Annotated in this window: 12 protein-coding genes and 1 tRNA gene; 4 read left to right on the forward strand and 9 right to left on the reverse strand. The window is 71.2% G+C overall.

Translation table 11 applies throughout. The annotated features are described in order from the left end of the window. On the forward strand, positions 1–464 hold a 464-nt coding region (locus ABD317_RS26235), incomplete at its 5' end, for a DUF5324 family protein (RefSeq protein WP_344292582.1). 330 nt (positions 465–794) lie between these two features. On the opposite strand, the gene ABD317_RS26240 is transcribed toward ABD317_RS26235, so the two are convergent. After that, a complete protein-coding gene (locus ABD317_RS26240; protein WP_344292584.1) occupies positions 795–1,319 on the reverse strand; it encodes a flavoprotein in 525 nt (174 codons plus the stop codon). Further along, positions 1,316–2,521 carry a helix-turn-helix domain-containing protein gene (locus ABD317_RS26245; protein ID WP_344292586.1) on the reverse strand — a complete coding sequence of 402 codons (1,206 nt, stop codon included), beginning with the start codon at positions 2,519–2,521 and terminating at the stop codon, positions 1,316–1,318. The genes ABD317_RS26240 and ABD317_RS26245 overlap by 4 nt, the downstream gene beginning before the upstream one ends. Positions 2,522–2,838: 317 nt before the next feature. Here ABD317_RS26245 and ABD317_RS26250 point away from each other — a divergent pair, with 317 nt between their 5' ends. From ABD317_RS26250 to ABD317_RS37900, 3 genes are all read left to right on the forward strand, one after another. Continuing rightward, on the forward strand, positions 2,839–2,979 hold the full coding sequence (locus ABD317_RS26250; RefSeq protein WP_344292588.1) for a hypothetical protein: 141 nt from the start codon (positions 2,839–2,841) through the stop codon (positions 2,977–2,979). Between the two features lie 613 nt (positions 2,980–3,592). Beyond that, complete coding sequence (locus ABD317_RS37895) at positions 3,593–3,760, forward strand: methyltransferase domain-containing protein (protein ID WP_425582440.1); 168 nt, start codon at positions 3,593–3,595, stop codon at positions 3,758–3,760. Then, complete coding sequence (locus ABD317_RS37900) at positions 3,681–3,923, forward strand: protein-L-isoaspartate O-methyltransferase family protein (RefSeq protein WP_425582441.1); 243 nt, start codon at positions 3,681–3,683, stop codon at positions 3,921–3,923. The genes ABD317_RS37895 and ABD317_RS37900 overlap by 80 nt, the downstream gene beginning before the upstream one ends. 503 nt (positions 3,924–4,426) lie before the next feature. On the opposite strand, the gene ABD317_RS26260 is transcribed toward ABD317_RS37900, so the two are convergent. From ABD317_RS26260 to ABD317_RS26290, 7 genes are all read right to left on the reverse strand, one after another. Then, a tRNA-Ala gene (locus ABD317_RS26260) sits at positions 4,427–4,499 on the reverse strand. Between the two features lie 83 nt (positions 4,500–4,582). Further along, positions 4,583–6,523, reverse strand: coding sequence for a Stk1 family PASTA domain-containing Ser/Thr kinase (gene pknB / locus ABD317_RS26265; RefSeq protein WP_344292592.1), 1,941 nt, complete (start codon positions 6,521–6,523; stop codon positions 4,583–4,585). Between the two features lie 190 nt (positions 6,524–6,713). Then, positions 6,714–8,168: a peptidoglycan D,D-transpeptidase FtsI family protein gene (locus ABD317_RS26270; protein WP_344292594.1), complete on the reverse strand. Its 1,455-nt coding sequence runs from the start codon at positions 8,166–8,168 to the stop codon at positions 6,714–6,716. Beyond that, positions 8,165–9,505: an FtsW/RodA/SpoVE family cell cycle protein gene (locus tag ABD317_RS26275; protein WP_425582442.1), complete on the reverse strand. Its 1,341-nt coding sequence runs from the start codon at positions 9,503–9,505 to the stop codon at positions 8,165–8,167. Before ABD317_RS26275 ends, ABD317_RS26270 begins: the two co-directional genes overlap by 4 nt. A gap of 88 nt (positions 9,506–9,593) precedes the next feature. Further along, positions 9,594–11,123 carry a PP2C family protein-serine/threonine phosphatase gene (locus ABD317_RS26280; protein ID WP_344292598.1) on the reverse strand — a complete coding sequence of 510 codons (1,530 nt, stop codon included), beginning with the start codon at positions 11,121–11,123 and terminating at the stop codon, positions 9,594–9,596. A 26-nt stretch (positions 11,124–11,149) separates the two neighbouring features. Next, on the reverse strand, positions 11,150–11,656 hold the full coding sequence (locus ABD317_RS26285) for an FHA domain-containing protein FhaB/FipA (RefSeq protein ID WP_344292600.1): 507 nt from the start codon (positions 11,654–11,656) through the stop codon (positions 11,150–11,152). A 10-nt stretch (positions 11,657–11,666) separates the two neighbouring features. Beyond that, the coding region (locus tag ABD317_RS26290) for an FHA domain-containing protein (protein WP_344292602.1) at positions 11,667–12,057 on the reverse strand (391 nt) is incomplete at its 5' end.

Genomic DNA, 12,057 nt, shown 5'->3' on the forward strand with positions numbered 1-12,057 from the left:
GCCCCGTGACCCGGGTGGCCGCCGCCCGCGGCACCGCGGCGCTGTCGGCGCTGAAGGGCGAGGTGAGCCCGGAGGAGATCGGCGAGCTGGCGCGCAAACGGCACCGCCGCGAGGTGGTCGGCCGTACGGCCAAGGGCACCGTGGTCGTCGGCGCCCTGGGCGCCGGGGCCGTCGTCGCCTGGCGCTGGTGGGACCGCCAGGTCAACCCGGACTGGATGGTCGAACCCCCGGAAGCCACAGAACCCGGCGCCGACGCGGCCTCCACCACCCGCATCGTCGACGACACCGAGTCCGCGGACCGCGAAACCCGCATCGACCGCGCCGACGCCGGCCCGGACCCGGACGCCCAGACCCGCCAGGCGGCGGCCGACATGGACGCCGAGGGCGGCGGCACCCCGCGCTCCGAAGCGGGCTACCCGACGGACACGGGCCGTGCGTACTACGAACGCGAAGACGACCTCTGACCCAACCCCGCCACCGGCGCACCGCCCGAAACCCCTCGCCGGAGCCTCGCGGGGCCGGAACCCCCCGGCCCCGCGGGGCTCTATGTGGAGCCTAGGAGAGTCGAACTCCTGACATCTGCCATGCACAATTGCGTGCGTACTTCGCGGTGTGCGCCCAGTACACGCGGTGGTGGCCGGTGGAGATCCCGGGCATCGGTTCGGCAGCTCCACATCGGCCATGCTCACCGTGACCCACCGGTTCTCGTGGACGGTGCGTTCGCCGAGGTTGTGCCACTCCATCGCGGCAGCCTGGTTGTGCGCCCTCGTATGCCGCTCCAGCAGGCTGGCGAGTCACCTGAGCCTGGCCAGCGCCTTACCCCAGGGGAACGCTTTCGGGGCACCCTGACGCGGCGGGTGCGGGGTGTAACCGTCGTCGCCGTCGAGGTAGAGCACGCCCTGTTTCCGGAGAGCGGCGACTGAGCGGGCGACGGCAGGCTGGGCCCCCTGCGCCTGGTTGAAGTACGGCATCGCCACCACCGGCACGCCCATATGAACGCACTCCGAGACGAGGCCGATCGCGAGTGTGTCGGCGATGCCCGCACCCCACTTGTTCAACGAAGTGCACGAAAGCGGAGCGACCAGCATCGCGTGGGCCTTCGGCAGGGTGTCCGACTCGCCAGGCAGTTTGTACTCGCTGCGGACCGTGCGGCCGGTCAGCTCCTCCAACTCCCGCATGCGTGGCGCCCACCAGCGGGCCGCTGTCGGGGTGAGGACGAGGCAGGTGTCCCAGCCTGCGGCCTGTGCTGCTCGTACGCCGTCGTCGATGTACTCGGTTGGCCCCGCGGCACAGGCGATCAGGTAGAGCACTCGGGTCATGCTTGGAGTCCACACCGGTGCGCGAGCGCACGCAACTGTGCTCCGGGTTGTGCCGTCGCGCCGACGACGTCCTTCACCAGTCGCACGACGTCTGGCCTGCTCCTGACTTCCTCCGGTGCGAGTTCGTCTGCCTTGAGCAACTGCTCGGCGGCCTGTTCCTTACGGCGTGTCAAGAGCGACGCGTGTGCTTTTGCGATGTGATGTTCAGCACGCCGCTCTTTCGTCATCCCCATGACCTTCCCGCGGTTGAGGCCGGCGGCGGCGTCGAGAGCCGACCAGCCGTCCTCGAAGCGCACGAGCATGCCAATGCGGTGGAGGTCGACGTTGGTGGGGCCGAACATGGTCCAGTCCTCGTTCAAGTCCTGGCCCTGCTGGTCGGCGACGTCGGCGGCATGGTCGACGAGCGTGCTGGCCGTCTGCACACCCGCGGCGGACCTGGCGGCGTTCAAGTAGAGCATGCCGAGTGTCGACAGCCCCAGCGGCCCTCTGCCGGTGAGGTCGGCCTCAAGGCGGCGGGCGGTGGTCACGGCGAAGTCCACGGCGGCCTGCGGACGCTGCTGGTACATCAGCGACTTCGCCACCCGGCGGGACGCGGCGCCGATCTGCACCGGGTCTTCGGATCGTTCAGCCGCGGCCAGGGCCCGGTCGGCGACCACGGCGGCCTGCACCGCTGCGCCCGGACCGTACTTGTGCAGGAAGCTCGTGGTCAGCTGCAACACCCGGGAAAGCAGTCCGAACGCCTCGCACATCCTCTCGACGGGAGTGTTGGCAGCGGCCTTCTGCGCAGCGACGAGCAGCGCGGGCAGATCGCGGGCGAGGGCCTGGTAGTGACACGCCTGAAATGCCTCACAGCAGTAGATGAGACGGCGGTGCAGAACCTCAAGCTGTAGCGGATCGGCCGCGTCGATGGGCAGGTCCTCAAGTGGATAGAGAGCGTCCACGACGGCGAGGACTTCGTCGGGCGGTGCGGTACCCGCAGCCGGCTCAGGCGGGCGGTCGGACAACAGTTGCTCCAAGGGGATGTGCAGTACCTCGGCCGTCCGCACCAGCACGCTCAACCTCGGGTCGGTCTGGCGTTTGCCGCCCTCAAGGTCCTGTACCCAGCGCTTCGACTGGCCCATGAGCCGACCGAAGTCCTGCTGAGTGAAGCCGCGGCGGTCTCGCCAGTAGGCGATGCGCTGACCGATGCGCCCAGTGTCCATACGGCACTCCCAGAAGAAGGCACGCACTCTGCGTGCCCACCCTAGCTGTACCGCGTCCTACGGTCGGTGACGACCTGATCACCGACGGCAGGCGACGCTATGGACACCCCCGACTCTGGTCCCCTCACCCAGCCCAGCATGACGCTGCGGGTGTCTCGTGACAGCGGTCGCAGATGGGGGCGTCAGAAGCGCTTCTACGCCCGCGACTGCGAACCGCTCGACACCCTCAGCTGGCCGCCGTGCCGGTGCCCGCGCTGCCGCCGGGGGAAGCCGTGAGCGCCGACGATCGGCCCACACCGCCTCGCAGGCTCCCGCCGGTGGACCGGCGTCCCCGGCCGCCCGAGCCGTTCAACCAGCGGCCCGCGCTCGCGGGTCTGGGTGAGGCGCCGGACGACGCGGCTGCCCGCCCGGCCGCCGCCGCCCCTCACCTGATCTCCCGCTTCCGGGCCACGACCTGACCCGGGAGGGGAGCCCGCCTGCCGGACCGATGGCAGGGCGGGTACCGGTCGGCGCGTTCATCTCGCTTGCGCGCGCCGGCCGTACGCCCCACCCCGCCTGCTCTCGCGGGCACTCGTATTACCGACCACCGAGGAGGTAGCACCATGCCCGATGACGGAGGACACGGTGGTAACCCCGCCCCGATCCAGCCGCCGGCGCCGCCGCCCCCGCCGTCCCCGGACAGCGGCCCGCCCCCCGGCGACGGAGGCCACCGCAAGTGACCGACGAGAACTACGAGGTGCGGCCCGGCTGGGAGGAACTGGGCCACGCCCTGATCGACACCCGTGACATGTCCTCCGACTGGGCGCCGGCATGGGCCGCCGTCGACCGCGCGCGCTTCCTGCCCGACCGGATCTGGCCGCACGACCACGTCACCGGCACAACCCGCGACGCCATTTCACGCGCCATCGACTCGCGGCTGTGGTTCCACTACGCCGACAGCAACGCGGCGATCGTCACCCAATTCGACGACGGCGCACACACCGCCCGCAACCCCGGCAGGGTGGCGACCAGCTCGGCTTCGCAGCCGTCAATCGTGATGGCGATGCTCCGCGACCTCGAGCCGCCCCGGGCATGCGGGTGCTGGAGATCGGCAGCGGCACCGGCTGGACCGCCGGCCTGCTGGCGCATCGCCTGGGCGACGCCAACGTCGTCACCCTTGATGTCGACGAGGACGTGGCCGCAGCCGCCAGGGGACGGGCTGTACCGGGCGGGGCTGAAGCCCGCGGTCATCACCCGTGACGGGCTGGAAGGCTATCGGCCCGGGGCGCCGTTCGACCGGATTATCGCCACGTGCGGGCTGCGCACCATCCCGTCCACGTGGGTCGAGCAGGTCAAGCCGGGCGGGATCATCGTGGCCCCGTGGGTACGCCGTTCAGCGGCCAGGACGCCCTGGTGCGGCTGACCGTGGCCGCTGACGGCAAGTCCGCGTCCGGCGATCTCCGGCGGCCGGTGGAGTTCATGAAGGCACGCGCCCAGCGGGACCGCTGGCCGGACCACGCGGATTACGTGCCCGATCCGTGGCCGGGCACCGTGCGGGAGTCGAGTACCGACCTGAACCCGGACGGCCTCGGGAAGGGGTATGCCGTCCCGGCCGGCAGCCCGCCGCCCCGGACACGGGGAGGCCCCGTCGGCGTGTTCGGTGGGGGCTTCCGCCTGCGGGCCGGGCCTCCCCGTCCGGGCACCGCAGGAGTGGAAGGGCGCGGATCTGGCGCGTTGGGGAGCCGGGCAGTCCCCGCCGGTATCGCGGTGCGTACGCCGTCAAACTGGTCGCAGGTGGTCACCCAGGGGTCTGCTGCCGCGTGACCGGTTGGGGATGCGGACTCTATGCGGACTCTGATCATGCAAACGCCCCCGGGAGGGTCTTCCCGGGGGCGTTGTAGGCCGTTCACCTGCTACGCGGTTCCGTGGAGCCTAGGAGAGTCGAACTCCTGACATCTGCCATGCAAAGACAGCGCTCTACCAACTGAGCTAAGGCCCCGAAGCGCCCCCAGCCTACCCGCTCGGCGGGGGCGCTCGCATCGTGGTGATCTACGGGGCGGAGCGCCCGCGCCGGTCGGGGGGCTAGTCGCCGCCCGGGCGGGTGGCCAGCGTCACGGTGTCGCCCTCGGTCACCGGCTGGCCCGCCGGGGGGTTGTGCGCGAAGACGATCGCCTCGTCGTCCGTGGGCGAGCCGGGGACGAACTCGACGACCAGGCCCATGCCCTCCAGCTGCGCCCGCGCGTCCGCGACGCTCTTGTTGACCACGTCGGACGGCATCGTCAGCTGTTCCTCCTCCGGCTCGACGGCGACCGTCAGCGTGACCGTGTCGCCCTCCGAGGCCGCCGTGCCGGCCTCCGGGGACTGGGCGAGGACCGTCTCCGGGGCGGCGTCGCCCGTCTGCTGGTCCGTGCGCCCGACGGCGAAGCCCTGGCCCTCCAGGGTGGCCTTCGCGTCCTCGTACGACAGGCCGTCGACCTTCGGGACGTTGATCACCGCGGGCTCGGTCTCCTCCGGCGCGACGGCGACGGTCAGGGTGACGAGGGAGCCCTTCGCGGCCTTGGTGTCGGCCTCCGGGTCCTGGTCCAGGACCTCGCCCTCGGGCTCGCTGGACTCCTGGTCCTCCTGCTCGACGTCGAAGCCCTCGTCCCGCAGGGTGTCCTCGGCCTCGTCGGCGCTCAGGCCCGTCACGTCGGGGACGGTGACCTTCTGCACGCCCGCGCCCTTGGAGACGACGGCCGTGACGGTCGAGCCCCGCTCGACCTCCTCGCCGGCCGCCGGGCTGGTGCTGCAGACGGCGCCCTTGGGCTGGTCGCAGCGCTCCTCGCCCGACTTGGTGAGGGTGAGCTTGAGGTTGCTCATGGAGTTCTGGGCTTCCGGGAACTTCTCGCCGACGACGTCCGGCACCGTGACCGGGTCCTCCCCCTGGCTGCCGAAGAGGGACTTGCCGATGAAGATGGCGCCGACGAGGACTATGACGCAGGCCAGGATCAGCAGCACCGTGGACGTCGTGCCGCTGCGCTTCTGCCGGCGGCGGCCGGGGCGCTCCTCGTAGCCCATGCCGCCGTCGTCGTCCCGCGCGGGCGGCAGCATGCTGGTGCCGTAGCCGTTCTGCGGGGACATGGCGGTGGTGGGGGTGTCGGCGGCGTAGCCGGCGGCGCCCATCGCGGCGGTCGCGGCGACGGGCAGGCCCTCCAGCGCGGCGTCGATGTCGGCGCGCATCTCGTCGGCGCTCTGGTAGCGGTAGTCCGGGTCCTTGACGAGCGCCTTCATCACGATGGCGTCCATCTCGGGGGTGACCTCGGGGTCGAACGCGCTCGGCGGCTGGGCCTCCTCGCGTACGTGCTGGTACGCCACGGCCACCGGGGAGTCGCCGACGAACGGCGGCCGGCCGGTCAGCAGCTCGTACAGCAGGCAGCCCGTCGAGTACAGGTCGGAGCGGGCGTCGACCTGCTCGCCCTTGGCCTGCTCCGGGGAGAGGTACTGCGCGGTGCCGATGACGGCGGCGGTCTGCGTCATCGTCATGCCGGAGTCGCCCATCGCGCGGGCGATGCCGAAGTCCATGACCTTGACCTGGCCGGTGCGCGTCAGCATGACGTTCGCCGGCTTGATGTCGCGGTGGACGATGCCGCTGCGGTGCGAGTACTCCAGGGCCTGGAGGATGCCGGTGCACATCTCCAGCGTGCGCTCGGGCAGCAGCTTGCGCCCGGAGTGCAGCAGCTCGCGCAGCGTGGAGCCGTCGACGTACTCCATGACGATGTACGGGATGGAGACGCCGTCGATGTAGTCCTCGCCGGTGTCGTAGACGGCGACGATGGCGGGGTGGTTCAGGGAGGCGGCGGACTGGGCCTCGCGGCGGAAGCGGGCCTGGAACGAGGGGTCACGGGCCATGTCGGTGCGCAGCGTCTTGACCGCGACCGTACGGCCGAGGCGGGTGTCGTGGGCGAGGTACACCTCGGCCATGCCGCCGCGGCCGAGCACCTGGCCCAGCTCGTACCGCCCGCCGAGGCGACGCGGCTCTTCCATAGCTTCTCCCAGCCCTCTTCCGTTCGTGCTCCCGTGCCGAAGCGGAGCGCCGGCACGGGGTGCCCGGCTCGTGCTGCTCGGCCATACCGTACCGGGCCCGGATGACACCGTTCGGGCGAGTCCGTCAGCCGATATCCGACCGGTATCCGCCCGCCCTCCGGTGACGCCGGGAACCCGCCCCCCGGTTCCCTCACCGCCCCAGCGCTGCCTCCATGACGCTCTTGGCGATCGGCGCCGCGACGCCGCCGCCGGAGATGTCGTCGCGGTCGGCGCTGGCGTCCTCGACGACGACCGCGACGGCGACCTGCTCGCCGCTGTCGGGGTCCTCCGCGTACGAGATGAACCAGGCGTACGGCAGGTCCCGGTTGTCGATGCCGTGCTGCGCGGTGCCGGTCTTGCCGCCGACGGTGAGGCCGTCAATGCTGGCGTTGGAGCCCGTGCCCTCGTTGACGACGGTCTCCATCATCTGCTGCATCTTCTGCGCGTTCTCGCCGGACATCGGCTCGCTGAGCGTCTGGGGCTGCGTCACCTCGATGTCGTTGAGGTTCGGCGCGACCAGCTTCTCGACCATGTACGGCTTCATCAGCTCACCGTCGTTGGCGACGGCCGACGCGACCATCGCCATCTGCAGCGGCGTCGCGCGGTTGGACGCCTGGCCGATGCCGCCCATCGCGTTCTGCGGGCGGTCCATCTCCGGGTAGACGCTCTCGGCGGCGCGCACGGGGGTGTCCAGCTCGGCGTTGCCGAAGCCGAACTGCTCGGACATGTCGATCATGGCTTCGTTGCCGAGCTTGTCGCTGATCATCGCGTAGACCGAGTTGCACGACCACTGCAGCGCCTCGCGCAGGGTGGCGTCCTTGCACACGCCCTTGACCTCGTTGCCCAGGGTGTTGGTCGACAGCGGCAGCTTGTACGTCTCGGGGGCGCCGGTCGGCTCGTCCATGTCGTACTCGCCGCTCTCCAGCGCCGCCGCGGCGGTGACGACCTTGAACGTGGAGCCGGGCGGGTACGTCTCGCGCAGCGCCCGGTTGAGCATCGGCTTGTCCTTGTCCTCGTTCAGGGCGACCCAGTTCTTCGAGTCCTCGCTGGAGTTGCCCGCGAACGACGACGGGTCGTAGCTGGGGCTGGTGGCCAGGCCGAGGATCGCGCCGGTCTCGGGGTCGAGGGCGGCGACGGCGCCCTTGCGGTCGCCCAGGCCCTCGAACGCGGCCTTCTGCACCTTCGCGTCGAGGGTGGTGACGACGTTGCCGCCCTTCTTGTCCTTGCCGGTGATCATGTCGATCGTGCGGTTGAAGAACAGCCGGTCGTCGTTGCCGGTGAGGATGCCGTCGTTCAGCGCCTCCAGCTGGTTGGCCCCGAACGCCTGGGAGGCGTAGCCGGTGACGGGGGCCCACAGCGGGCCGTCCTTGTACGTGCGCTTGTACTTGAAGTCGCTGCCGGAGGTCTCGGTCGAGCCCGTGACGGCCTTGTCGCCCACGATGATGTTGCCGCGGGGGTGGGCGTAGCGCTCGATGGCCACGCGCCGGTTGTCCTCGTGGGTGCGCAGCTCGTCCGCCTGGACGAACTGGATCCAGTTGACCCGGACGAGCAGGGCCATCACGAGCAGCCCGCAGAAGACGGCGACGCGGCGGAGTGGCTTGTTCATGTGCGGACCACCTGGGTCATCTCGGCGTCGGGTGAGGGCGCGGGCGCCGGCGCGGGTCTGCGCGCGGTGTCGCTGATGCGCAGCAGGATCGCGACCAGCGCCCAGTTGGCGATGACCGAGGAGCCTCCCTGGGCGAGGAACGGCATCGTCATGCCGGTCAGCGGGATGAGGGCGGTGACGCCGCCGGCGACGACGAAGCACTGCAGGGCGAACGCGCCGGACAGGCCGACCGCGAGCAGCTTGCCGAACGGGTCGCGGGCGGCGAGCGCGGTGCGCATGCCGCGCTCGATGAGGAGCCCGTAGAGGACGATGATCGCCATCAGGCCGGTCAGGCCCAGCTCCTCGCCGACGGTGGCGAGGATGTAGTCGCTCTTGGTGGCGATGCCGCCGATGAGGCGGGAGTAGCCCTGGCCGAGGCCGGAGCCGAAGAGGCCGCCGGAGCCGAAGGAGTACATCGCCTGCGCGGTCTCGGTCACGCCGTCGTTGACGGGGCTGCGCGCCAGCGGGTTGAGCCAGTTGTCGACGCGGTCGCCGATGTGGCTGTTGACGGAGGCGACGCTGACCGCGCCGAGCACGGACAGCAGCAGGCCGAAGACGATCCAGCTGGTGCGCTCGGTGGCCACGTACAGCATGACCACGAACAGGCCGAAGAACAGCAGCGAGGTGCCGAGGTCGGTCTCGAAGACCAGGATCATCAGGCTGAGACCCCAGATCACCAGGATCGGCCCGAGGTCCCGGCCGCGCGGCAGGTACAGCCCCATGACGCGGCGGCTGGCCAGGGCCAGGGCGTCCCGCTTGACCATGAGGTAGCCGGCGAAGAAGACCGCGATGACGATCTTCGCGAACTCACCGGGCTGCAGCGAGCCGAGGCCCGGGATGCTCACCCAGATGCGGGCGCCGTTCACCTCGGCGCCGAGGCCCGGCACCATCGGCATGATCAGCAGGCCCAGCGCCACGGCCATCGAGATGTACGTGTAGCGCTGCAGGACCCGGTGGTCCTTGAGGAAGAGCAGCACGCCGACGAAGAGGGCGACGCCGACCGCGGACCACATCAGCTGGTCGGGCGCCATCGGGCCGCCGAGCACGTCCGTGGTCAGGTCGGGCTCCTGGTCGAGGCGCCAGATCAGCACCAGGCCCAGACCGTTGAGGAGGGTCGCGATGGGCAGCAGCAGCGGGTCGGAGTACGGGGCGAACTTCCGTACCACCAGATGCGCCACGGCAGCCAGGCAGCCGAGGCCGGCGGCGTAGCCGAGGACGCCGGCGGGCACCGAGTCGTCCTTGGCCAGGCCCACGTTCACGTAGGCGAAGACCGGGATCAGCACGGCGAAGACGAGCATCGCCAGCTCGGTGTTGCGCCGGCTGGGCGCGGCCACCGAGCTGATGGTGCTGGTGTGGCTGCTCACGAGCGGTCGGCCCCCCCACGGGTTATTGCTTCGGGCACTGTTTCGCCAGTTTCTGCTCTTCCTCGGTCAACGAGGAACCCGGCGTCGGCGTCCCGGACTTGTCGTCCCCGGCCTTGTCCCCGCCGCTCCCGGGCTCACCCTGCTGGTCGGGGTCCTGCCCGTCGGGGTTCTGCTTCTCCTGCTCCTGCTGCCGCCGCTCGTCCTCCCGCGCGCGGTCGGCCGCGGCCTGCTCCTCGGCGACGGTGCGGCAGATCTCGGCCTGCTGCTGCAGGTCGGCGACCTTCGCCCGGGCGTCGCCGAGGCTCTCCTCGGCGATGTTGTCCTCGACGCGGTTCTGCTGGTACGTGGGGAGGTACTTCAGTTCGATGTCCGGGTGGTCCTCGTGGACGGAGGACAGGCTCATCCAGGCGAGCTTCTGGTCGATGCCCTGGTAGACGGCGACGTGGTCGTCCTTCGTGCCGACGTAGTACTGGGACTGCGTCCAGTCGTACGCCTTGTAGCCGCCGAACCCCAGGCCGCCGAGGACCACGGCGAGCAGCAGCCCGCGCTTGAGCCACTTGAAGCGGGGCGGCGCCTTGACGAAGTCCTCGTCGTTGTACGACAGGCCGTACGGGTCGCCGCCCTCGCCGGCCGGGCCGAAGCCCCCGGCCTGCGGCGGCGCGGGGCGGCCGAGGCCGGCGGCGCGGGCGGCGGGGGTCTGCATGCCGGCGGTGTCGATCTGGTGCTGGTTCTCGGCGACGGCGCCGACGACCAGGGGGGCGTCGTGGAGCCGGCCGGCCATGGTGTCGTCGTCGGTGGCGTCGAGGACGTCGGCGACGATGACGGTGATGTTGTCCGGGCCGCCGCCGCGCAGCGCCAGCTCGATCAGCTCCTGCACGGTCTCCTGCGGCCCGGCGTAGCCGGCGAGGGTGTTCTCCATCGTCTCGTGGCTGACCACGGACGACAGGCCGTCGGAGCAGACCAGGTAGCGGTCGCCGGCGCGCACCTCGCGGATGGACAGGTCGGGCTCGACCTGGTCGCCGCTGCCCAGCGCGCGCATCAGCAGCGAGCGCTGCGGGTGGGTGGTGGCCTCCTCCTCGGTGATGCGGTTCTCGTCGACGAGCCGCTGCACCCAGGTGTGGTCCTTGGTGATCTGCGTCAGGACGCCGTCGCGCAGCAGGTACGCGCGGGAGTCGCCGACGTGCACCAGGCCGAGGCGCTGGCCCGTCCAGAGCAGGGCGGTGAGCGTGGTGCCCATGCCCTCCAGCTGCGGGTCCTCCTCGACCATGCGGCGCAGCCGGTCGTTGGCGTGCTCCACGGTGCCGCCGAGCGCGGTGAGCAGGTCGGAGCCGGGGACGTCCTCGTCCAGGGCGACCATCACGGAGATGACCTCGGAGCTGGCGACCTCGCCGGCGGCCTGGCCGCCCATGCCGTCGGCGATGGCGAGCAGCCGGGGGCCGGCGTAGCCGGAGTCCTCGTTGTGGTCACGGATCATGCCCTCGTGCGACCCGGCGGCGAAGCGCAGAGAGAGGCTCATGCGCACCTCGCCGGTCGGCTCCGGGTACATCCGCATGGTGCCCGCCCTCCGGTCATGGTCTTCTACTTCCGCAGCTCGATGACGGTCTTGCCGATCCGGATCGGTGCGCCGGGCGGGATCGGCACCGGCGAGGTGAGCCGGGTCCGGTCGAGATACGTGCCGTTGGTGGATCCGAGGTCCTCCACGATCCAACGCCCGTCACGGTCCGGATAGATCCTGGCATGCCGCGAGGAGGCGTAGTCGTCGTCCAGCACGATTGTCGAATCGTGGGCCCGCCCCAGGGTGATGGTCTGCCCCTGGAGGGTGACGGTGGTGCCGGTGAGCGACCCCTCGGTGACCACGAGCTTGGTCGGGGCCCCGCGCTGCCCCCGGCGCCCGCCGCGGCCGCCCCTGGCGTCCTGCGGCGGCGCCCGCGGGCGCGGCGCCGGCCGGGGCTGGGCGGCCGCCGCGCGCCGGGTGACCCGGGTGCCGAACAGGTCGCTGCGGATGACCTGTACGGCGACGATGACGAACAGCCACAGCACGGCGAGGAAACCCAGCCGCATGACCGTCAGGGTCAGCTCTGACATCGGCCCCGCTTCACCCTTCGGCTTGCCGGTAGAGGACGGTGGTGCTGCCCACGCGGATGCGTGAGCCGTCGCGGAGCGTAGCGCGCTGGGTGTGCTGGTCGTCCACCACGATGCCGTTGGTGGATCCGAGGTCCTGCACCATTGCGCCGCCGTCGAAGGTACGGATCTCGCAGTGCCGGCGGCTGACGCCGGGGTCGTCGATCCGCACGTCGGCCTCCGTGCTGCGGCCGAGGACCAGCGACTGCCTGGTCATCTGGTGCCGGACGCCGTTGATCTCCAGCCAGTGGCGCCGCGGGGGGCAGCGGCGGCGGCTGGTGCCGCGGCGGGCGGCCGTAGGCGGCGTAGTCGCCGGCGGGGGCGCCGCGAGGCGTCCCGCAGCCGCCGGGGCCGCTGGGGGCGGG

The sequence above is a fragment of the Streptomyces synnematoformans genome, assembly GCF_039531005.1.
GTDB lineage: Bacteria > Actinomycetota > Actinomycetes > Streptomycetales > Streptomycetaceae > Streptomyces > Streptomyces synnematoformans.